We start from the raw sequence: 21,103 nt of genomic DNA, 5'->3' as shown, positions 1-21,103 counted from the left end.
GGGCGTGCCCGCGGCCGTCTACGGGTGCGAACGGGTGCGGGTGGCGGTGCCGGGGCGCGGTTCCGCCGGGCGTGGTGGGGCGCGGCCGCGCCACGCCCCACAACCGGAAGGCGGGGGGTCAGGCGCCCGCGCCGAGGTGGCCGGCCAGGAAGGCGGCGCTCTCGGCGACGATCGCCTCGATGTCCGGCGAGCCGAGGAAGATGTGGTCCGCGCCCTCCACCGGCCGCAGCGTGACCTCGCCCCCGGCGTCCGAGAGCGCACGCGCGAGGGATTCGCTCTGGCTGTAGGGGACCAGCCCGTCCCGGGTGCCGTGGACCAGCAGGAACGGCGGGGGATTCGAGCCCTCGGCGTACGTCACCGGGCTCGCGGCGCGGGCGAGCGCCGGGCGCTCGGCCTCGGTGCCGCCCAGCAGGGCCTCGTACGGGTCCGGGAAGTCCGCTCCGCCCAGCATCGCCGGCATCGGGTGGTCGGCGAGGGCGGGCAGGTCGGAGACCCCGTACCAGTCGACGACGGCGGACACCCCGGTGGCCCCGGAGCCGACCCCGTGCGCGCCCTCCAGGGCGGCGCCGTCGGGGCTGCCCGGGCCGACGAGCCCGGCCAGGGCGGCGAGGTGACCGCCGGCCGACTCACCCCAGACGCCGATCCGGTCCGGGTCGATGCCCAGTGTCCCGGCGTGGGCGCGGACGTAGCGGATCGCCGCCTTCACGTCGTGCAGCTGGGCGGGGAACGGGGCTTCGAGGCTGTGCCGGTAGTCGATGGAGACGAGCGCGAGTCCGGCGCCCAGGACCGCCCCGTGCAGGAGTGCGGCGGGCACGGTCGGCGGCGGGTAGCGGCGGTCGCCCTCCAGCCAGCCGCCGCCGTGGATCCAGACCACCGCGGGGAAGGGGCCCTCGCCCGCGGGCACCCGGACGTCGAGCAGGCGGGGGCGGAAGCCCGGCGTGGTGGCGTACGTGACCCCGTCGAAGAACCGCACGCCGTCGGCGCCCGTCACGGGCGGTACGGGGGGCTGGTAGGGCGGGGGCGGCCAGGTCATGTCGGCGATGTCGAACCCGGCGGCGGGAGATTGCGTCATTGAGGCCCTTCCGATGCGGCGCGGCGCGGCCGTGGTGGCCGGCCTGGTCCCGGCGCGGCGCAGGCTTCGTGACGTTTGTCCGAAATGCTTGCGCGGATCGCCGGGGGAGGCATAACGTGTTACACGTGTAATCACAACAGTAGCGACGCATTTCCGCTGACCACAAGCCCATGGGCAGTCCGACTTCCCCGTCGGTTACACGAGCCGCCGCAGTGGGTGCGCCGCCTTCCCCCTCCGGGAGCACGCCATGCTCACCCCCCTCGGCAGGTCCACGTCCCTCGCGGAGCCCCCGCGTCCCGCCGCGCCCGCGCCCCGGCACCCCTCCTCGGCCGGCCGTTTCGTCCACTGGGTCACCGACCCCGTCGCGGCGACCGTCCCGCAGGTCCGGGCCCGGGTCCGGGACGCCCTCGACGACTGGCGGGTGCCGGGGGAGCTGGCCGATGTGCTGCTGCTGGCCGTCAGCGAGCTCGTCGGCAACGTCGTGCGGCACGCGGCCGCCGGACGGATGCGGGTGGGTGTGACCCGGGGCGGGGGCTGGATCCGTCTGGAGGTCGCCGACCAGGGCGCGGGCCTGCCCCGGCTGCCCCTTCCGCGGGCGGAGGCCGACCTGGAATCCGAGTACGGCCGCGGACTGCTGATCGTCCAGCTGCTGGCCGCCGAATCCGGCGGCGAACTCTCCGTCGTCGCGGGGGAGTCGGGGAAGTCGGTACGGCTGCGGGTTCCGGCGCCCTGACCGCGGGCGCGGGAGTGCGGGAGACGCGCCGCTGCCTGATCCGATCCGGTCCGGCCCGGCTTCGGCGACCGCCGGGCCCGGGCCGGTGGAGGCCGCCGGCCGCTACGCGCCCCCGCTTCCCCCGTGAGCCGCCCGGAGGGGCAGGCCCCCCGTCGCCCCGTCCGGGCGGCTCGTGATCCGATTCAACCGGAGTGCCGGGTCGGGGACGGGTCGCGGGCGGGGCGGTTCCCGGCGGGGATCCGCTCCACGAGCGCCGCGGCCTCCGCGTCGCGCACGACGAAGTGGACGTCCCACCGGGCGCCGCGCGCCAGCTCGGCCTCCACGGCCGCCCACACCGCCGTCAGGCTCACGCCGGGCGGCAGTCCGCCCCTCCCCGATCCGAGCAGGGGGAAGCACACCGAGCGCAGGGGCGGCGTGTGGCGGTCGTGTTCCTCGGCCAGCAGCGTCAGGGCGCGGGCCGAGGCGCGGGTGACGTCGGCGGGCAGCACGTCGTAGTCGTTGGTCCCGGCGCGGGGCACGGCCAGCGCCGCGTGGTAGATCCGCCGGATCCCCTGGCCGGCCAGGGCTCCGGCGCCGGTCGCGGCCACCGTTCCGGGCAGTACCGGACGTCCCGCGGTGCCGTGCCGGGCCGCCCAGGTGCGCAGTTCTTCCTGGACGGGATCGGCCCGCACGTCCCCGGTGACCCCGCGCACGGCGGCCGCCCGGCGCAGCGAGGCGGAGACCGAGGACTTGTACGGCTCGGGCAGGGCGAAGTAGGTGTTGGTCGGGGAGACGACCACGTCCACGTCACGCAGCAGGTCGACGGGGTGCACGTGCACGGTGAGCAGGGCGGTTCCCGCGCCCGCCCGTACCTCGACGGTCCGGTGGGTGCCCGCGTCCCGGTCCCGGGCCTCCGGGGTGTCGGGGACCGGCTCCTCCGTCGCCAGCTGGACGATGCGCTCGGCGATCTGCCCGAGCACCATCACCTCGTGGTCCTTGCGGAACCGCTCGACGCTGACCCCGTACACCGCGCAGGCGCGGGCCCGGCGCGAGGGCGCGGGCCAGTCCCTGGTGCCCTGGGCCAGGCCCAGGGTGTACTCGGCGGCCGTGCGCAGGGTGCCCGCGTCGAGCCGCGCCACGGCCAGGCGCAGGAGCGCCTCGACGGCTCCGTCCGCGGTCCTGGCGGGGACCGAGGCCGCCGCGGACTCCAGCGCGGGCAGCGCGCGCCCGCGCAGGCGGACGAGACCCGCCCGCCGCACCTCCTTCAACTCGGCGAGGACCGCTGCGTGTTCCACGGGTAACGGGGTCATGGGGACACCATGACACCGCGTGTCACACGGCGACAAGGATCGGACCGGCCGGGGCGCGCGGGGGTGCGGTCCTCAGTCCGTCCCCCCGAACGAGATCGCCGAACGCAGCGGAGCCAGCAGGGCGTTGACCGCCTCGACCCCCGCCCGTGAACCGAGGTCCGCGATCCCCTCGGCCGGCAGCGTTTCGAGCGGCTTCCCGCCCTGGCCGTCGAAGCGGTCTCCGAAGAGCACCAGTGCGTGCCGGGGCCGGTTGCGCCGGGACTGCCAGATCAGCCCCATGGAGCCGGGCGCCTGGACCCGGATCTCGCTGGCCCAGCGCCGCGCCTTCGGATAGTTCTGCTCGTCCTCCAGCAGGGTCGAGTCCTGGCAGACGGCGGCCAGGTCGTCCTCCTTGATCAGCGAGACCAGGCTCACCTCGCACCGGGTCCGCATCACGCTGAGCGACTTGCCCCGGACCGCGCGGTAGGGCACGAGGCGCAGCCCCCGCTCCGGGTCGAAGGGCATCGAGCGGAGCAGGGTTTCGGCGAGGGCCGTGGTCGGGCCGTCCCCCGCGTAGAGGTAGGGGTACGGGTCCAGCATCGTGCCGTCGAAGCGGCTGCCGCCGAAGTTGAGGTCGGCGGGCAGGGGGTTGAACTCCTCGGCCGGCCGGGTGGAGGAGTGGACCCGCCACAGCGGCGTGCCGGCCGGCAGGACGTGCTGGTGGGGCCGCAGTTCGTACGCGGACGGAGGCAGGACGCGCGTCATCAGTACCCCTCCACCAGTGCCGCGGCCGCACCCACGAGCCGTTCGTCGGGCAGTTCCCCGAGGAGCGAGGCGGGTGTGCCGCCCAGCCAGACGTTGCCGCTCAGCCACCAGTCGGCGGCGCCCCACGGGTCGACGTCGGCCAGCAGCAGCCGGTTCACCTCCAGGACGACCTCGTGCGCGCTCGCGTCGCCGGCCGTGAACTGGAACTCCGGATAGCGGTCCCCGCGTTCGGGATCGCGGAGCCGGATCACCTCGGGGGGCGGCGCGGCGCCGCCGAACCTGGCCCGTACCTCCTCCGGCGCCAGCGAAGGGGCCCGGAGCAGCCTGCGGTGGACGGCGTCGACGATCGCGGCGGTGTCGGGGGCCGTGTCGCCGGGGGGCGTGTAGTCGGGGGCGGGGCCGGGCCGTGGTGTCGCGAGCCCGGCCAGCAGCTCCCGTACGAGCGTCACGGTCTCCACCGCCGACGCGCCGGATACCGCCAGGCGCGAGGACTCCAGGGCGGCGCGCGCCGGATGCCCGAACGGCAGCGGCAGCAGGGCGAGCCGTACCCCCTGGCGCGCCTTGCGGACGGCCTTCTCGTCGCCGTGCGCCGTGTCGCCGAGCGCCCGCAGCCGGGCGAGCAGCGTCGCCTTCTGCTCGTCGGTGAGGGCCGCGTTCACGCTCTCCCAGTGCTCGGCGATGAGGCCGATCAGCTGGTCCTCCGGTTCTCTCGCGTTCATGCGGTCCCCTCTCCGCGTCCGGGCGCCAACCCTCTTGCGTCCGACGTCCGTTGACGCCCCATCATGACCATGCCCCGGGCGTCGCGGCACCCGGGTCACCGGATCCGTCGTGCCGACGGCCGGAACCGGGCCCGGAAACGCCCGGTTCGGCCCGCATCCCGCGCCGCATCTCCCGCAACAGGTCCCACAGGGCGTCGATGTCCGCCTGCGCCGCCGCGACCGAATCACCCGGCCGTGGCACCCCGTCGTCCAGCCGTCTCAGACTTCCGTACACGCCGCCGAGCGCGTGCGCGACCTCGCCCGCGATGCCCAGGACCCGTTCCGGGAGCCGCATCTGGGCCTCCGCGTACACGTCGCGGTGGAGGTCGCGGGCCTCGATGAGCCGCTGCCGCACCGCCCGCAGCTCCTCCTCGTGGCCCAGCGCGTGCAACTGGTCGGTCAGCGCGGCCACGTACTGCCGGGACGCCGTGTTGAGGGCCACGCAGCACGCGCGCCGCAACCCGGCCTCGCCGCGCCGCTCGCGCAGTTCCTCGGCGCGTTCCTCCTGGCGCATCCGGCTGAGCTCCGCCGCACGCTGGGTCAGCAGCGCCGACAGCAGGGTTCCGACGACCCCCACCACCGCGACCGCGAGGGCGGTCGTACTTCCGGCGTCCACGCGGCCTCCGTCCCCGTACCGTCACACCGTCAGCGAAGCACCGGATCCCGCCACGGGTGAAGGCCCCGTCCGGAGAACGCCCCGTGTCCGACCGGCCGGCGACCGGCCGGGGGTCCGGATCCGGTCGTGTCCGGGGTGAAGTCAGGTCGCTCCCGGGAAGGGGGCGACACCGGGCCGGGCGGGGACCCATCATGAACGCCCGGGTGGGAACAGCGGCGGAGGGGGACGGATGAACGAGGGTGACGGCGGGGGCGTCGAGGCACTGCGCGTCTGGGCGGGGGACGCGGGACGGCGGGCCGCGCTCCTGTTGCCGGCGGAGGGCGGCTCCCGCCGGCCGGCGTCCGACTACGACGCGTCGATCGACGAGCTGGACCGGCTCGTGACCCTGCTGGACCACGATCCGGCCCTGCGCAACCGCATCACCGTCCTGCTCGGTTCCCTGCTCGCCCTGCGGTACGCGGCCGGTGCCCGGACCGGGGACAAGGAGCGGGCGGAACGGCTGCTGCGGGCGGCGCGCGAGCCGCAGCCGGGCGTGACGCTCGCTCCGCAGGAGGAGCAGATGACCGCGATGATGCTCGCGATGCTTGCCTTCCCCGTCGCCGACCTCGGTCCGGTGATGGCGGGCAAGGCGCCGAGCCTCGCGGAGATCAGCAGGTGGGCGCTGGAGAACCCCGGAGGGGTCGACACCTGGATGACGGCGCTCCGGGGGCTCGTGGACGCACCGGAGGCCCTGGTGTCGCTCGACCCGGAGATCCTGCGGGTGGCCGAGCTCTTCGGGCGCGTCGAACGCGAGGGGTTGCCGGACGACCCGGAGGAACTCATGCGGATGGTGCCGGACGGCCATCCCATGGCGGGCCAGATGCGGGAGCTGGTCGACATGATGACCCTGCTACAGGGCGACGCGCCGCCCGCCGACGGGCGCCCGGCCCCGGCCGGAGCGTCCGTCGTACCCCCCGCCGAAGTGCCCGCCGATGCGCCCGCCGGAGTGCCCGCGGGGCGGGAGCCGGCCGCCGGCCCGGTCGCGGCCGCGGCGGGCCCGGGCATCGAGGGCCCGTCGGACATCGCGCTGCGCGCCCTCATGCCGACGCTCGCCTCCATGACGGACGCCATGCGCAGCCGCGACCCGCACGCCATGGACGAGGCGCTCGGGCTCCTGCGCGCCGCCTACGAGCGGATGCCCCCCGGAGACCCCCTGACGCAGATGCTGGCCGGCGCCATGGGCGGCGTCCTCCAGCTGGGCCAGGCCGTCGGCGGTAACGAGCAGGACCGCGAGCGCGCCCGGGGTCTCATCCCGGAGGTACTGCGCGGCCTCGACGGAAACCTGCCGCCCTGGGCGGCGCCCGGCCTGGTGGCGCTGCGGATCGCCCAGCAGACCGCCGCGGTCCAGGACGTGCAGGGGCCGCAGGACGTGCCCCTGCTCGACGCGGCCATCGAGGAGCTGACCGGCATCGAGGCGGGCCTCGCGCCGGGCGACACGAACCTCCCGGCGGCCCGGGTCGTCCTCGGACAGGCCCGCATGCTGCGGGGGCTCCTGACCGGAGACGACGCACAGGCGCTGGCCGGCCTCGACGACATCGGCGCGCTCGCGGCGGAGCCCGAGCTTCTCCCCCCTCCCATGCGGCAGCTCGCCGCCCACCTGGCCCGGGCGGAGCGGACCGTGCGGGCCAAGGTCACCGGCGATCCCGCGTCGATCCGGGAGCTCTCCGACCCCGGCCCGGACGCGGGACCCGCCGAATGGAGCAGCCACGCCTCGGACCTCGCCCTCCGCCACGAACTCACCAGTGACCCCGTCGACCTCGACGGGGCGATCGACGCCTACACCCGGGTCCGGACCGCGCTCAAGGAGGGCCGGGCCGCCTCGCTCGCCGCCGACTCCCTGTGGGAGCTGACGCGGCTCCACCAGAAGCGCTGGCACGGCACGCGGCGCGCCGAGGACGCGGCCGCCGCCACGGAGACCGGCATCGAGGCCCTGCGGGCGCTCGCCGCGGACGTCGTGCTCCAGCTCGGCCCCGAACACGGGCTGCTCACCGCCCGGTCGGGCGCCCGGCGCGGCGTGGAGACGGCCAAGTGGGCGGCCTCCCAGGGGCAGTTGCCCCAGGCGGTGACGGCGCTGGAACTGGGCCGGGCCACGGTCCTGCACGCGGCCGCCGCCTCCGCGGGGGTGCCGGAGCTGCTGGAGGGGCGCGGGCGGCCCGATCTGGCCGCCGCGTGGCGGGAGCCCGTACGGGCGGGCGTCCCCGACGGTCTGCCGGGCGAGCTCCCGAGCAGCCTGCGCCGGCAGGCGCTGGAGGTGCTCGGCTACCGGGACCAGGGGCTGATCCCGACCCCGACGGTGAGCGAACTGACGGCCGGGGTCACGGCGAGCGACGCGGACGCCCTCGTCTACCTCATGACCGGTACCGGGATCTCGCCCGGCCTCGCCCTGATGGTCGGGCCGGACTGCGGAACCTGCGTCATCGGACTGCCCCTGCTGACGGAGCACCGCAGCGGACCGCTCGTGCGCTACATGGACGCCGCCGCGGAGCGCGCCGCCCGGCCCGGCGACCAGGAGGCCGAGCAGGCCTGGGAGGCCGCCCTGTCGACCCTGTGCGAGTGGTCCTTCCCGGCCGCGCTGGGGCCCGTACTCAGCGGGATGACGGAGCGCATCGCGGCGAACGCGAACCGCAGGCCCCACAGCCGCACCCCGCGGATCGTCCTCGTGCCCTGCGGCAACCTCGGGGTGGTTCCCTGGCACGCGGCCCGGCTGCCCGACGTGGCGCCCGCCGACTACGCCTGTCAGTTCATGGCGATCAGCTACGCGGCGTCCGGCGCCCACTTCCTGCGCTCGGTGGCCCGCGACCGGCGGCCCCCGGCGTCCGCGGCCGTCCTGCTGGCGGACCCGCGGATCGACCTGACCCTGGCCGAGCAGGAGGCCGTCGCCCTCAACACCGCGTTCTACCCCGACGCCCGCCTGTTCGGCGAGTACTACGACCCGGACCTCGAACCCGTGGCCGACGGTACCCCCGACGAACTGATGGCCCTCCTCGACGAGCCCCTGTCCGTCCTCCACCTCGCCTGCCACGGATCGGCCGGAACCAGCCCCACCGTCTCCGCCCTGCACCTGGCGTTCCCCGACGGTACGCAGGACCTGCCGCCCGAACGGGGCGGGGAGGGGGCCTCACCGGACCTCGGCATGCTGACGGTGAGCCGCCTGCTGGAACGCGCGAGCACCGCCCCGCCGGGCGAACGGGCCGAGGAGAGCGGCCCGTTGGTGGTGCTCAGTGCCTGCGAGACGGACTTCAGCACACGCGACCACGACGAGGCGCTGACCCTGGCCACGGCCTTCGTCGCGGGCGGCGCCCGGGACGTGGTCGGTTCCCGCTGGACCACGCAGGACGGTGCCTCGGCCCTGATGATGGCCGTGTTCCACCACTACGTCGCCGTCGAGGGCCGCAGCCCGGTGGACGCCCTGCGCGGCGCCCAGATGTGGATGCTGGACCCCGACCGCCGTGACCCCGGCACCCTCGGCGGCGAGCTGCTGCGCGAGATGGACCGGCCCGGTCTGGACCGGCTCCCGCTCTGGGCCGCCTTCACCCACCAGGGCAACCCCGGCCCCGCCGCGTCGACGCGCGGCGGCGCGTCCGCGGCGCGGGCACGGCCGGCGGGGGAACCGGCGGAGCCCGAGGAACAGCTGCTGCGCCTGGTCGCCGAGCACCTGGACGGCATCCGGGCCGCGCTCGACGACGCCCAGTACGGGCAACTGCGCGACCGGCTGCGGAGCCTGGCCGCCGACCCGGGAGACCCCCGGGCCCGGCGCAAGGCCCTGCACGGGGTCCGGCTCGCGCTGCTCCCGCTGCCGCTCGGTCATCCGGTACGGCTCGCCCTGGACCTGCCCCGCCGGACCGGCGCGCCCACCGGTCCCTCCGGGGTCGCCGCTGCCCGCGAGGTGCTGGCCCGGATGGACGGCGAGCCGCGGCAGGAGTGAGGGGTCAGGCGCCGGTACGGCCGTGGTGCGTCGGCTGGGCCGTGTGCGACGGGGTGTCGGTGTCGGTCAGGGCCGAGGTCAGCGCGGCGTGGTCGGCGATCGTCAGGTCGGCGTAGTCCAGGGCGAAGCGGGCGACGGCCTCGTCGAAGGTGTCGCCTGCGCCCAGGTAGCCGGCGATCGCGAACCGGTCGCCGGTCCGGGCGTGGGCGCGGGCCAGGGTGCGCCCGCACAGGCGCGCGTACCCCTCCAGCAGGAGCGGGTCCATGGAGGCGATCTCGGCCGAGCCCTTCATGTCGCGCAGCTGGCGCCAGTAGAAGTGCCGGCCGCCGGGACCGGTGGCCCAGCCGAGGAAGATGTCGCCGGCCGCCTGGAGGAGCCGCTGCCCGGCCACCACGCGGTGCCCGGCGTGCCGGTGAGCGGACGGCCCGGCGTGCGCCTCCAGCACGGACGGCACGGCCTCCTTGATCTGGAGGAAGAGCGGGTCTCCCGCGTCCCGGCCCGTCAGCAGCATCACGAAGCAGCGGGTCCCGACGCTGCCGACGCCCACCACCTTCCGGGCCACGTCGACCCGGCGGAAACGGTCGAGCAGCAGCCGCCGCTCCTCCGGCAGCGAGGCCCGGTAGTCCGTGAACACCTGCGCCACCGTGGCCTCGTCGAAGGAGTCGACCGGCGCCAGCAGCGGCGGATCGCAGCGGATCCGGAGCCGGCCGTCCACCGTCTCCGCCAGTTTGTCCAGCGCCTGGAGGCTGGTCCGGCGCCGGGCCCGTTCGAGCGCGATCGCCACCCGCTCCCGGTGCCGCCCCCGCACCAGCGGCAGCACCTCCGCGCTGTCCACGCGCTCGTACCAGACGGCGAGTTCACCGAGACCGGCCAGCCGGCGCATGTTCCGCCGGTAGGCCGCCGCGGCCGCTCCGGCGGCCCGCCGGGCGGCCTTGTCGTCGTGCCCGTTGTCCCGGGCCGCCACGGCCACGCTCGCCGCGAGCCGTTTGACGTCCCATTCGAAGGGGCCGGGCAGCGTTTCGTCGAAGTCGTTCAGATCGAACAGCAGGGTCCGTTCGGGAGAGGCGTACAGGCCGAAGTTCAGCAAGTGCGCGTCCCCGCACAGCTGCACCAGCAGTCCCGTGTGCGGCGCGGCCCCCAGGTCGGCGGCCATCACGGCCGCGGCCCCGCGCAGGAAGGGGAACGGCCCGGCTGCCATCCGCGCGTAGCGCAGCGGCAGCAGTTCCGGCACCCGGCCGACGCCCTGCGCGGCCAGGACCGCCACCGGGTCCGGGCGGCCGTCCTGCGGGGGTGTCGCCGCGTGCTCCGACCGGGGCAGCCGCTTGCGCCGCGCCCGGCCGGACCGGGCCCGGTCGTCAGGGGACGACGGCGGGTCCTTCGCCATCCTCCAGTCATATCACCGGGTCCGGGCGTGCGCCGTCCGGGGGAACGCGCGGTGTGCCGGACCCGCCGGACGGCCGGCCGCGGCGCAAGGTCCATTCCGGTGCCGCGTTCTCCGCGGCGCTCCGGTCGTGGTGATGGAGATGGGGAGGCGCGGATGCGCACGTTCAGGAAGATCGCCCTGGTGGCACCGGTGGCCGCCGTCTCGGCCGTGCTCTTCGCCGGGAGCGCGCTGGCGGACCCGTCGTACGCGGACGGGCTGGTCGTCAGCCCGTCCGGGGTGAAGGTCCGTTCCAGCCCGACCACCGGAGCCCGGATCGTCGGCTCCCTCGACCCGTGGCAGCGGATCGGGCTGTCCTGCCAGGCCGAGGCCAAATGGGTGGAGGGCAACGACATCTGGTACCGGCTGCACGGCCGGTCCGGCTGGGTCTCGGCCCGGTACGTGCACAACTACACCAACGTGCGCTGGTGCGAGAAGTGACCCGGACCGGTGCCCGGTCCCGCTGAGGGTCAGGCCGTCGTTCCGACGCAGTGCCCGGTGCCCGCCGTCCGGTCCAGTGCGCCGTTCAGGGCGAAGGAGAGGACGAGTCCGGAGCCGGTGGCGCGGGCGCCGGTGAGCTCGACCCCGTCCGGGAGGTCCCCGAGACCGATCGTGCGGGGCTTCAGCTTGTCCGCGATGCCGGAGCCGAACGGCAGGGACGCCAGCCGGTCCACGGGTACGTCGCGGCCGAAGATCCGGAGGGCGGCGGGCGTGACGGTGACGCTGTCGGCCGTGGTGGACAGGGTGGTCCGGACGGTGACGGGCAGCCCGGTGTCCCCGGCGTTCCCCGTCAGGGTGAGGTCCTTGCCGTCCGTGCCCAGGACCAGGCCGGAGGCCGCGCCGTCCGCGGCCTCGTCCGCGCGCCGGTTCAGCGCCGGGTAGCCGACGGTGGCCGTGCCGGTGCCGGCCTTGACGCCGTCGCGGGAGACGTCCTTCAGGACGGCGTCGACGTCCATGTCGGTGCCCTGGCGCCGCACCCCCTCCGCGCGGAGGCGGACGGTCGCGACGTCGCCGGTGAGGGCGCGCAGTCCGGCGAGGGGGCCGTCGAGGTCGGCGCTGACCGCTCCGGCCGGTCCGAGCCGGCACGTCGCGGCGTCGACCACCCGCTCCTCGGCCTTCCGCAGTGCCACGAAGTTCACGGTCCCGGCGGCGGCGGTCGTGACGAGGCAGACGGCGGCGGTGACGATCAGGGTCTTGCGGCGGGGGCTTTTCACGGTGCGGGCGTTCCGTTCCGGGCGAGGGCGAGGATGGCGAAGGCCTTGGGCAGGAGCGGCGCGGCGTCGCCCGCCGTACCGGCCTCACGGCGGGCGCGCTGGGTGCGCAGCACGGCGCGGGCCGCCGAGAGCGCCGAGCAGGCGATCACGTTCGCGTGCAGGTCGGCGTCGGGCATGCCGGCCGGGAGGCGTTCGAGGACGAGGTGGGCGAGGCGGTCCTCGAACTCGGTGAAGGCCTGCATCAGCCGGGACCGGACGAGTGCCTGCCCCTCGGTGCCCGCCAGCGAGTGGGTCAGGCCCGCCAGGGTGCTGCGCGCGAACGGGACGGCGGCCTCCGTCAGCGCGTGACACACCGCGTCGAGGGGGTCCTCGTCGCGGGGGCGCGCGGTCAGGGCGGTCTCGATGAAGGCGAACAGTTCCGCGCTGTCCGGCAGCAGCAGGGACTCCTTGTTCTCGAAGTACCGGAAGAACGTGCGCTCCGACACGTCCGCGGCGGCCGCGATGTCCGTGACGGTCGTCGCGGCGAACCCGCGTTCGGCGAAGAGCCGGGCCGCGCACGCGCGCAACGTACGACGGGTCTGCTCCTTCTTGCGTTCGCGCAGGCCGGGCGGGCTGTTCTCGGGTGCCATGGGGCAACCCTACCGATCACGGCAGACATGTCAATTGTCAGCCCTGCCATGTGTGACCTAGTGTCTCTTGGCAGTCCTGACACTTTTGGAGTCGCCGTGTCTTCAGCCCTGCCCGAGGTCCCCTCCGCCGCGCCGCCCGTCCCGGACCGGGCGACGCCCTCCCGTCTGGCCCGGACGGGGGCGTTCTGCGCCCGCCACCCCGTGTGGGTCATAGCGGCGTGGCTGCTCGTCCTGTGCGCCGCGCTCGCCGGCCGGCACCTCGCCGACGCCGTCTACAGCGACCAGGTCACCCTGCCCGGCACCGCGACCCATGCCGGAGCGAGCCTGCTCAAGGCCTCCGAACCCGCCGCCGACGCGCCGAACGGCAAGGTCGTCCTCCACGTGGACTCCGGCACCGTGGCCGGGCACGGGAAGGCGGTCGCCGACACGCTGGGCCGGCTCGCCGCCCTGCCCCACGTCACGGCCGCTTCGCCCCCGGTGACCAGCGCGGACGGCCGCACCGCGTACAGCGTCGTGTCCTTCGACGCCCCGCTGAAGTCCCTCGGGCACGCGTACACGGACCGGCTGGACGAGGCCACGGAACCGGCCCGCGCGGCCGGCGTCCAGGTCGGCTACGGCGGCGACCTCGACCAGATCGTCCGCCCGCCCGCCGACGACGCGGCCGCGGAACTCACCGGTCTCGCCGCCGCCCTGGTGATCCTGCTCCTCGCGTTCGGCAGCGTCGCCGCCGCCCTCCTGCCCCTCGCCACCGCGCTCATCGGCGTGGGTGTCGGCATGGGAGTGGTCGGCATCGTCGCGGGCGCCGTCTCCTTCGCCACCGCGGCGCCCACCCTCGCGGCCATGCTCGGCCTCGGCGTCGGCATCGACTACGCCCTGTTCCTCACCACCCGCTACCGCCAGGACCTCGTCGAGGGCGGTGATCCCGTCGAGGCCGCGGGCCGCGCCACCGCCACCAGCGGTCACGCCGTCCTCGTCGCCGCCATGACCGTCGGCGTCGCCCTCCTCGGCCTCTACGCCTGCGGCATCGGCTTCATCGGCAAACTCGGACTGGCCGCGACCACCGCCGTGGTCATGACCGCCGCGGCCGCCGTCACCCTGGTGCCCGCCGCGCTCGGACTGGTCGGCCGCCGCATCGACCGCCTCCGGGTACGCCGCCCGGTCGCCGAGAGCTCCGGGGGCCGGGACGGCTGGCACCGCTACGCCGCCCTCGTCGCCCGCCGCCCGTGGACGTTCCTCCTCGCCGGCACGGCGCTCCTGGCCCTGTGCGCGGTCCCGATGTTCTCCATGCGCCTCGGTCACGTCGACAGCGGCGCCGACCCGGCCGGCAGCGCCACCCGCAACGCCCACACCTGGATCTCCGAGGCCGGGGGACCGGGATTCGGGCCCGGCGCCAACGGCCCCTTCCTCGTCGTCGTGGACCTCGCCGACAGCTCGCGGAGCGCCGACGCGATCGGGCGGGAACTCGGGGAGGCCCTGGAACGCACGCCCGGGGTGGCACGCGTGACCCCGCCCCGGCCGAGCGCCGACGGCAGGATCCTGACCTCCACCGTCACCCCCGCCTCCGGCCCGCAGGAGGCCGCCACCGGCGCCCTCTTCGACCGGCTCACCGACCGCACGCTCCCCGAGGCCCTGCACGGCACCGGGGCGACCGCCCACCTCACCGGGACCACCGCGGGGCAGCTGGACTTCCGCGACACCGTCACCCGGCGCCTGCCCCTCATCATCGGCCTGGTCCTCGTCGCCTCGTTCCTGCTGCTGATGACCGTCTTCCGGAGCCTGGTCATCCCGTTGAAGGCCGTCTTCCTCAACCTCGTGACCACCGCGGCCTCGTACGGCATCCTCGTCGCGGTCTTCCAGTGGGGCTGGGGCGCGGCACCGCTGGGGCTGCCCGGACCGGTGCCGATCGAGTCGTACGTACCGATGATGATGTTCGCCATCACCTTCGGGCTGTCCATGGACTACGAGATCTTCCTGCTGTCCCGCATCGCCGAGGACTGGCGCGCCGGCCACGACAACCGGCACGCCGTCGCCACCGGTCTCGCCGTGACCGGCCGGGTCATCTCCAGCGCCGCGCTGATCATGACCGTCGTGTTCCTGTCGTTCGCCGCCTCGCCCGTCGTCGTCATCAAGATGCTCGCGCTGGGGCTGGCCGTCAGCGTCGTCATCGACGCGACCGTCGTACGGCTCGTCATGGTGCCCTCCGTCATGTTCCTGACGGGCAGGGCGAACTGGTGGCTGCCGCGGCGTCTCGACAGGATCCTGCCGCACGTCAGGGCGTGAGGGCCCGGCCGTGGTCTTCCCCGCGCGTTCCGCCCCGGGCGGGGCCGGGCGCGTCCACGGGATTTCGAGGGGACTTCCAGAACCCTTATAGCGCTCCGGGCCATTCTGGGCCCTGACCGAAAAAGGCCGGATCCTTTCGGCGGCACCCGCTGTTCCAGCCGCCGAAATCGTCATCCGGACAGGGCTCTTCGGGGGCGTCCGGCGCATTCCGTTATTGCTTGCCGCCGCTCGACCGGCCTTGTAATACTTTTTTCGGAACAGCCGTCTCCGGATATCGGACAACCCGAGCCGCAGACCGCGGAGTTCTGTTCAGTGCACATTCGGCTATCGCCTCCACTTCTGGGAGACACCTGTGCCCGACTACGCACGCACCATCGACCTCGACCTCCGGGAACTCGACGTCGACCTCGGCGACCTCATCGTGACGTCCATGCGCGACAAGGCCGCCCTCTACGAGGGAGCACCCGTCTGGAACGCCTGCTCCTGCGTGGCCTCGTCCAGCTGCGTCGACCCGCAGCTGGACACCGGTGTGACCACGGGCTGACACGACCGCCCGTCAGCACCACCCGGCCCACCCCCTCTCAGCCAACCGTCCAACGAGGGAGACACCCATGCCCGATGCCCTTCCCGAACCCGGCTTCGACTTCGATTTCGACGACCTCGACCTCGGCGAGCTCACGGTGACGTCCATGCGTGACACCGCCGCCCTGCCCGAAGGCGGAGCCTCCCACGGTTCCTGTTCCTGTCAGGGCTCCTCCTCCTGCGCCCAGCCGCAGACCGACGTTCCGCTGGGCTGATCCCCGGCCCACCCCGCACCACCCGAATGCCGGACGCCTCCCGCCGCACCCCGCGTGCGGCGGGAGGCCCGCGCCACCACCCACAGGACGGGGAGAGGCATGCCGCAGCCACAGCACACCGCCGCCGGCGAGGCCGCGTACCGGGTCCGGTCCGCGCCCCACGCGCTGGTCCGCTTCACCGTCCTCGCGCACCCGGCCGAGCCCCCGGCCGCGGCGGAGTTCCGAGCCCTGGCCGCCCGCCTCCACCGGCTCGACGCCGAGCTGCTGCACCTCACCGGGCCCCTCTGCGACGCCCTGCACGACAGCCGCGACGGCCACCCGGCGGACTTCCACCGCGACGTCGTCCTGCCGCTGCGACGCGCCCTGCACAACGGGCGCGAACCCCGGCCCGCCCTGCTGGAACGCCTCGGCGACCTGCCCGCCCGGCTGCCGCCGCTCACCGCCTGGACGGCGCTCCGCGCCCGCCGGACAGCCCTCCTCGCCGAGCTCGACGCCGCCGCCGACCGGGCCCTGGCCGCCGAACGCGCGCAGCTCGCCGCCCTGTGCCGCGAGCCGGCCCTCGCCCGGGCCGTCGCCCTCACCAGCGCCGACCTGCTGCGTGCCGTGGAGCGCGCCGCCACGGGCACGACCGACCGCCGGGCGCGCAAGGAGGAACCCGCCGTACTGCGGTACGCCCTGCGGGCCAGTACCAAGACCAGCCCCCTGTCCTGGTTCACCGCCGTCGGCTGGGGCACCCTGACCGGGGCGTCCACCCGCCAGGCCGTCCCCTCCTGGGGCGCCGTACCCCTGCTCGGCGGCCCCCTGCGCTCCGTGGTGCGGGCCAACCGCACCCTGACGGCCGCCCTCACCATGGCCCTCCTCGACGCTCCCCACCGCCGCTCGGCCCTGCCCCACCGGATCACCAGCACGGCCCGGGTCAACGGGGGACGGGCCGCGTACTCCCGCGACCAGCCCGGCTTCGCCGGCGGACGCTACCTCGTGGCGGCCGAGGACGAGGCGGAGCTCGCCTTCGGCGGCCCGCTGCGCCTGCTCACCGACCACGCCGCGGACCCCGCCCCCCTGGACGAACTCACGGACCTGCTGTCCGCCGCCCTGACCCGGCCCGGAAACGGAGACGGCAGCGGCGACAGGAACGGCGACGGGAACGGCGACGGGAACGGCGACGGCACCGACACCGGCGTGGCGGCGGCCGCCGGGTACCTGCACCGCCTCGCGGAAGCGGGCCTGCTCGTGCCCGCCGACCCGGTCCCGCCGCAGGACGACGATCCGCTGGAGCACCTCGCCGACTGGCTGCGCACCTTCGCCGCCGCCCACCCCGGGGACCGCGCCCGCGCCGACCGCCTCGACGAACTAGGCCGCCGCACCGCCGAGTTCGCCGGAACACCCGCCAGTGCGCGCCCCGCCCTGCTCGCCGACCTGTCCCGGCGCTGGCGGGACGAACTGGCCGACGCCGGACGCCCCGTACCCGCGGTCGCCGCCCCCCTCGTCCCCCTCTCCGAGGACGTGGTCGCCCCCGACCCGCTCGTCCTCGACGGATTCCTCGACGCCGCCGACCACGAGGCGCTCGGCGAGGTCACGGCACTCGCGGAACTCTTCGACCTCGGCCACCTCGTCCGCCGCCTCGTCCGCGACCGCTTCGTCGCCCGGTACGGGCCCGGCGGCACCTGCCGCCACCCGTGGGAGTTCGGCGCCGACGTCACCGAGGCCTGGGAAGCCGCGGCACGGCTCCCCGCACTCGACCCGCGGGACGGAACCCCCCTGCCCACCGGAGCGGCCGCACTCCTCGCCCTGCGCTCCGCCGTCACGGACGCCGTCCGCGAAGCCGCGGCCCTCGCACCGGCCGGCGCCCACGAGCTCGTCCTGCCCCCGGACCTCCTCAAGACGCTCGGCGGGCACCTGCCCCGCTGGACCCTCGAACGACCCCTGGGCTACGCGTACTTCCTCCAGCGGGACCCGGACCGGGACCTCCTCTGCGTCAACCACGTCTACGGCGGATGGGGCCGGTTCAGCAGCCGCTTCCTGGACGCCCTGGACCCCGGCGCGCGCGACGCCGTCTCCCGGCAGATCAGCCGCGCCCTGGATCCCGGGTCCAGGGCCGCGCAGATCCGGCCCGTCGGCGGGTTCAACGCCAACCTCCACCCCCTGCTGGTACCCGACGAGATCGGCACCGACCACCGCGCGGCCTCCCTCGCCGAATCCGACCTGGAACTCGTCCACGACGAACCCACCGACCAGGTGCGCTTCCGGCTGCGGGACACCGGCGAACACGTCGACGTCCTCTACCCGGGCTTCCTCGCCCCCGTCCTCCTGTCACGCCGCATCGGCGCCCACCTGAGCGACCACCCCCACGGATCCGTCGACCTCAGGGCCCTCGTCCCCCGGACCGCCCTCCCCGCGCCGGGCGGCACGGTGACCCGCAGCCCCCGGCTGCGCCACCGGCACGTCGTACTCCGGCGCGCCCGCTGGATCCTGCCCGCCGAGGTGGTGCGGGCCCTGCGCGCGGACCTGGCGGCCACCCCGCAGCCCGCCACGGCGGCGGCCCGCTGGCGAGCCCGGCTGGACCTGCCCGAACAGCTCTTCCTCCACCCGGCGGCCACCGTCGCCACCGGACGCGGGGCCGAGGACTTCCTGAGCCGGCTGAGCCTGCCCAAACCGCAGTTCGTGGACCTCGGCAACGCGCTCCACCTGCGCTGCCTGGCCAAATGGCTGGCCCGGCACGACGGCGGCGCGGTACTGGAAGAGGCGCTCCCCGCCCCCGGCGGCCTGGCCGCCCCGGCCCGCGCGGCCGAACTCGTCCTGGAGGTCGACCGGGCCGGACGGCCCCGATGACCCGCCCACCGGCCACGGAGGAAGGCACCGTGCGAGAAACACGTCCCCCCGCGACAGGCACCCGCGACGTGGTCGCCTCCTACCACCACCCGGTCAAGGCCCCGCTCCTGCGCGAGGCGCTGCTTCCCCTCGCCCGGTCCGCGACGGCCCAGGGCCTGGCCGCACACGTCGAACGCCACTGGCTGCACGGCCCCCACCTGCGGCTGCGCCTCCAGGGAGAACCCGAACAGGTCGCTGCCGCCGCCGAGTCCGCCGCCGCGCGGATCCGCGCCTGGATGGCCGTGCACCCCTCGCGCGGCGACCGCTCCGAGACCGAGCTGCTCGCACGGGCCGCCGAAGCCGGACGCGCCGAACTCATCGCCCCGCCCTACGGCCCGATCACCCCGGACAACACCGTCCGGACCGAACCCGCCGACCGCACCTCCGTACGCGCCCTCCTCGGCGACGACGGCGCCGGCCTGCGCGACGACCTGCTGCGGGCCGGACTCGGCGCACTGGAGGCCGGTGCCCGGTACCTCGGCGAACAGGGCGACACCGCCGGGGCCCGGCTGCGGCTCGCGGTGACCGCCCTCGCCGCCCACGCCCGCGCCCACCCCGGCGGACTGGCCGGCGGACACTACTCGTACGTCTCCCACCTGGAGGACTTCCTCCTCCACGACGACCCGGACGGCCGCCTGCGCGAGCGCTTCGACAGCCACTGGGAACGCGCGGGCGACGCCGCGACCACCCTCGTCGCACGGATCGCCGACGGCAACGCGCAGGGCTGGGAACGCGGCTGGGCGGACTTTTCGGCGGGAGCCTGGCGGCTGGCGCGCAGCCGGTACGAGGCCGGCGCGGACCTGCACGGCGCCCCGCAGGAGTACCGGGCCCGGGCCGCCGCCACCGGTGACCCGGCGGCCGCACGGCGCTGGGACCACGAAACCCGCACCCGCTACAGCGAGTTCCACCGCCTGCTCAGCCGCTCCGACCCGGACGGCGGGATGTGGAACCGCCCCGACTACCTGGTGTACCGGGCCTGCACCAACGCCCTGTACCGGCTCCTCGCCATCTGTGACGTCCGCCCCCTGGAGCGGTACCTGGCGGCCCACCTCGTCGTCCGTACGGTGCCCGGCCTGACCGGCTGCGACTGGCGCGCCGAACTCGGCGCGGCCGTCGCCGCCGTGGAGCGCGGCGCATGACCCCCGGGACCGCACCGGCCCCGGCCGTGGAGAGGACCGTACGGAGGCTGCGCCCGGGAACCGCCGTGACCCCGCTGCGCGGCGGGCTGCACCTGAGGGGCCGTCGCGGGAACCTCACCCTGGAGGGCAGCGCCGCACTGCCCGCCCTGTGGCGGCGGCTGGAGCCGGCGCTCCTGGACGGGGACGTCGACGCTCTCCTCGACGGCATGGAACCCGGCTCCGCGCCCCGGCGCGCCGTGGAGACGCTCCTCGTACAACTGGACGCCCACGACCTGCTCGTCACGGAACCCGCCCCGGCCGGGCGGAGGACCCGCCCCGGCGGGCTGCCGCCGTCCGGCCCGGACGAGCGCACCCCCTGCGCACCGGCCGCCCCCGCCCCGGAGCCGCTCGCGCAGTGGCTCGCAGCGACGGCCGCACGCCCCGACGCCGCGTCGGCCGCGCTCGCCACGGCCCGCGCCGAGGTGGTGGCCGCGGCCCCCGACGGGCCGCTCGCCCGGGCCGCGGCGCAGGCACTGGCACGGTGCGGACTGCCCGTCGCGCACACAGCCGACCCGGAACTCCCCGAAGGGCGGATCCTGCTCCGCGTCCTCGGCGCCGGCCCGGACCGGGCCGTCGCCGTCGGCCGGTCCGGCGCGACCGGATACGTCACCGCCCCCGGCAGCCCCGTCCAGGCCCGCTCCGACGCGGCGGCCCTCGAAGCCCGGCTCGGCCCCGGCGCACCCGTACGGTCCGCCGCGCTCGACCCGCTGCTCGCGGGCTCCGCCGCGCACCGGCTGCTGTGCGCGGCCGCCGGGCTCCCGGACCCGGCGGGCGAGGGGGACGACGGCCGGCAGCTGCCCGGCCTGCCCGCCGTGCTCCTCGCCGACGCCCGCCCGCTGCGGGCCGAGTACCGCACCTGGCTCGGGCCGGCCCGGCTCGACCCCGACCGCCGCGCGGGCCTCGGCCCCGCCGCCACCCTCGGCGAGGCACTGCGCCGGGTGGCGGCCCTCGGCGACGAGCGGTGCGGAGCCCTGCCCGACCCCCTCCCGGGGGAGCTGCGCCAACTGCCCGTCCCGCTCGCCGCCTGCCTCCTGCCCGGCACCCCGCCGCACGGCGGACGCCTGGCCGGGGGTGCGCCACGGCTGGACCTGGCCCGCCTGGAGGTGTTCTGCCGGGCCGCCGAACTCCTCCTGGGCGACACCGGGTTCACCGTCGGCGCCAACCCCGGGCACGCCCGGGGCCGGGCCCTGCGCGAGGCGGCCCGCCGCAGCGGGTTCCCCGGAGGGCAGGAGCCGGTGGCGCCGTCCCGCTGGTCCGGGCACCCCCAGGTCCGCCACTGGTGGACGACCCTGACGGCCCGCCTCGCCGTGCCCGCCCGGCTGGAGGTGTTCCGGACCACCCCCGGCGAGGAGGTGTACCGAGCCCTCGTCCACGGCCCCGCCGAGCCCGGCGGCCCGCCCGCGCGGGTGCTGGGCGAAGCCGTCGAGGCGACCCCGGGCGACGCGGCGGCCTTCGCCGCGCTCGCCGCCGTCGCGGCCCGCGCCGCCGCGGCCGCCGCCGCCCGCGCCCCCCCCCCCGGCGGCGCCCCATGCGCACACCCC

General features: G+C 75.9%; 17 protein-coding genes. 9 read left to right on the top strand and 8 right to left on the bottom strand.

Annotated features, from left to right (window positions below; genetic code table 11):
* Positions 1–118 precede the first annotated feature (118 nt).
* Entirely contained in the window at positions 119–1,072 is a 954-nt protein-coding gene (locus ABZZ17_RS37170) for an alpha/beta hydrolase (RefSeq protein ID WP_356883290.1), read from the bottom strand.
* Positions 1,073–1,319: 247 nt separating this feature from the next.
* Here ABZZ17_RS37170 and ABZZ17_RS37165 point away from each other — a divergent pair, with 247 nt between their 5' ends.
* Positions 1,320–1,805: an ATP-binding protein gene (locus ABZZ17_RS37165; RefSeq protein ID WP_356883288.1), complete on the top strand. Its 486-nt coding sequence runs from the start codon at positions 1,320–1,322 to the stop codon at positions 1,803–1,805.
* Positions 1,806–1,987: 182 nt separating this feature from the next.
* Here the strand turns inward: ABZZ17_RS37165 and ABZZ17_RS37160 are convergent, their stop codons facing one another.
* The 4 genes from ABZZ17_RS37160 to ABZZ17_RS37145 all read right to left on the bottom strand — a co-directional run bounded on the left by ABZZ17_RS37160 (position 1,988) and on the right by ABZZ17_RS37145 (position 5,212).
* The gene (locus ABZZ17_RS37160; RefSeq protein WP_356883286.1) at positions 1,988–3,094 is read right to left on the bottom strand and encodes a hypothetical protein; all 1,107 of its coding nucleotides are present in this window, start codon (positions 3,092–3,094) and stop codon (positions 1,988–1,990) included.
* Positions 3,095–3,166: 72 nt separating this feature from the next.
* On the bottom strand, positions 3,167–3,838 hold the full coding sequence (locus ABZZ17_RS37155) for an RES family NAD+ phosphorylase (protein WP_356883284.1): 672 nt from the start codon (positions 3,836–3,838) through the stop codon (positions 3,167–3,169).
* Complete coding sequence (locus tag ABZZ17_RS37150) at positions 3,838–4,557, bottom strand: hypothetical protein (protein ID WP_356883282.1); 720 nt, start codon at positions 4,555–4,557, stop codon at positions 3,838–3,840. Before ABZZ17_RS37150 ends, ABZZ17_RS37155 begins: the two co-directional genes overlap by 1 nt.
* Positions 4,558–4,618: 61 nt before the next feature.
* Complete coding sequence (locus ABZZ17_RS37145) at positions 4,619–5,212, bottom strand: hypothetical protein (RefSeq protein ID WP_356883280.1); 594 nt, start codon at positions 5,210–5,212, stop codon at positions 4,619–4,621.
* A gap of 229 nt (positions 5,213–5,441) precedes the next feature.
* On the opposite strand from ABZZ17_RS37145, the gene ABZZ17_RS37140 reads away from it, so the two are divergent.
* Complete coding sequence (locus tag ABZZ17_RS37140) at positions 5,442–9,176, top strand: CHAT domain-containing protein (protein WP_356883278.1); 3,735 nt, start codon at positions 5,442–5,444, stop codon at positions 9,174–9,176.
* A gap of 4 nt (positions 9,177–9,180) precedes the next feature.
* Here ABZZ17_RS37140 and ABZZ17_RS37135 read toward each other — a convergent pair whose 3' ends face one another.
* A complete protein-coding gene (locus ABZZ17_RS37135; protein ID WP_356883276.1) occupies positions 9,181–10,560 on the bottom strand; it encodes a DUF2252 domain-containing protein in 1,380 nt (459 codons plus the stop codon).
* A 153-nt stretch (positions 10,561–10,713) separates the two neighbouring features.
* Here ABZZ17_RS37135 and ABZZ17_RS37130 point away from each other — a divergent pair, with 153 nt between their 5' ends.
* Positions 10,714–11,037 carry an SH3 domain-containing protein gene (locus ABZZ17_RS37130; protein WP_356883274.1) on the top strand — a complete coding sequence of 108 codons (324 nt, stop codon included), beginning with the start codon at positions 10,714–10,716 and terminating at the stop codon, positions 11,035–11,037.
* A 29-nt stretch (positions 11,038–11,066) separates the two neighbouring features.
* Here the strand turns inward: ABZZ17_RS37130 and ABZZ17_RS37125 are convergent, their stop codons facing one another.
* Together ABZZ17_RS37125 and ABZZ17_RS37120 are read right to left on the bottom strand one after the other, a co-directional pair.
* The gene (locus tag ABZZ17_RS37125) at positions 11,067–11,810 is read right to left on the bottom strand and encodes an LmeA family phospholipid-binding protein (RefSeq protein WP_356883272.1); all 744 of its coding nucleotides are present in this window, start codon (positions 11,808–11,810) and stop codon (positions 11,067–11,069) included.
* Positions 11,807–12,439 (bottom strand): TetR family transcriptional regulator, encoded by a 633-nt coding sequence (locus ABZZ17_RS37120; protein WP_356883270.1) that lies wholly within the window; start codon positions 12,437–12,439, stop codon positions 11,807–11,809. The genes ABZZ17_RS37125 and ABZZ17_RS37120 overlap by 4 nt, the downstream gene beginning before the upstream one ends.
* Before the next feature lie 96 nt (positions 12,440–12,535).
* Here ABZZ17_RS37120 and ABZZ17_RS37115 point away from each other — a divergent pair, with 96 nt between their 5' ends.
* The 6 genes from ABZZ17_RS37115 to ABZZ17_RS37090 all read left to right on the top strand — a co-directional run.
* The gene (locus tag ABZZ17_RS37115; RefSeq protein WP_356883268.1) at positions 12,536–14,719 is read left to right on the top strand and encodes an MMPL family transporter; all 2,184 of its coding nucleotides are present in this window, start codon (positions 12,536–12,538) and stop codon (positions 14,717–14,719) included.
* Between the two features lie 352 nt (positions 14,720–15,071).
* Positions 15,072–15,263, top strand: a complete 192-nt coding sequence (locus tag ABZZ17_RS37110; protein WP_356883266.1) for a thiazolylpeptide-type bacteriocin — start codon at positions 15,072–15,074, stop codon at positions 15,261–15,263.
* Positions 15,264–15,330: 67 nt separating this feature from the next.
* A complete protein-coding gene (locus ABZZ17_RS37105) occupies positions 15,331–15,516 on the top strand; it encodes a thiazolylpeptide-type bacteriocin (protein ID WP_356883264.1) in 186 nt (61 codons plus the stop codon).
* Positions 15,517–15,615: 99 nt separating this feature from the next.
* Entirely contained in the window at positions 15,616–18,345 is a 2,730-nt protein-coding gene (locus tag ABZZ17_RS37100; protein ID WP_356883262.1) for a lantibiotic dehydratase, read from the top strand.
* A 29-nt stretch (positions 18,346–18,374) separates the two neighbouring features.
* Positions 18,375–19,523 (top strand): lantibiotic dehydratase C-terminal domain-containing protein, encoded by a 1,149-nt coding sequence (locus tag ABZZ17_RS37095; RefSeq protein WP_356883260.1) that lies wholly within the window; start codon positions 18,375–18,377, stop codon positions 19,521–19,523.
* Positions 19,520–21,103 (top strand): hypothetical protein (locus ABZZ17_RS37090; protein ID WP_356883258.1); only part of this gene is annotated, 1,584 nt, incomplete at its 3' end. The genes ABZZ17_RS37095 and ABZZ17_RS37090, both read left to right, overlap by 4 nt.

The organism is Streptomyces sp. NPDC006512 (assembly GCF_040611935.1).
GTDB lineage: Bacteria > Actinomycetota > Actinomycetes > Streptomycetales > Streptomycetaceae > Streptomyces.
This window is presented reverse-complemented; position numbering and strand designations above follow the sequence as displayed.

Coding starts and splice junctions, on each gene's coding strand:
- ABZZ17_RS37105 (WP_356883264.1), top strand. CDS start 15,331: ATGCCCGATGCCCTTCCCGAACCCGGCTTCGACTTCGATTTCGACGAC.
- ABZZ17_RS37165 (WP_356883288.1), top strand. CDS start 1,320: ATGCTCACCCCCCTCGGCAGGTCCACGTCCCTCGCGGAGCCCCCGCGT.
- ABZZ17_RS37170 (WP_356883290.1), bottom strand. CDS start 1,072: ATGACGCAATCTCCCGCCGCCGGGTTCGACATCGCCGACATGACCTGG.
- ABZZ17_RS37130 (WP_356883274.1), top strand. CDS start 10,714: ATGCGCACGTTCAGGAAGATCGCCCTGGTGGCACCGGTGGCCGCCGTC.
- ABZZ17_RS37100 (WP_356883262.1), top strand. CDS start 15,616: ATGCCGCAGCCACAGCACACCGCCGCCGGCGAGGCCGCGTACCGGGTC.
- ABZZ17_RS37160 (WP_356883286.1), bottom strand. CDS start 3,094: ATGACCCCGTTACCCGTGGAACACGCAGCGGTCCTCGCCGAGTTGAAG.
- ABZZ17_RS37120 (WP_356883270.1), bottom strand. CDS start 12,439: ATGGCACCCGAGAACAGCCCGCCCGGCCTGCGCGAACGCAAGAAGGAG.
- ABZZ17_RS37140 (WP_356883278.1), top strand. CDS start 5,442: ATGAACGAGGGTGACGGCGGGGGCGTCGAGGCACTGCGCGTCTGGGCG.
- ABZZ17_RS37135 (WP_356883276.1), bottom strand. CDS start 10,560: ATGGCGAAGGACCCGCCGTCGTCCCCTGACGACCGGGCCCGGTCCGGC.
- ABZZ17_RS37155 (WP_356883284.1), bottom strand. CDS start 3,838: ATGACGCGCGTCCTGCCTCCGTCCGCGTACGAACTGCGGCCCCACCAG.
- ABZZ17_RS37150 (WP_356883282.1), bottom strand. CDS start 4,557: ATGAACGCGAGAGAACCGGAGGACCAGCTGATCGGCCTCATCGCCGAG.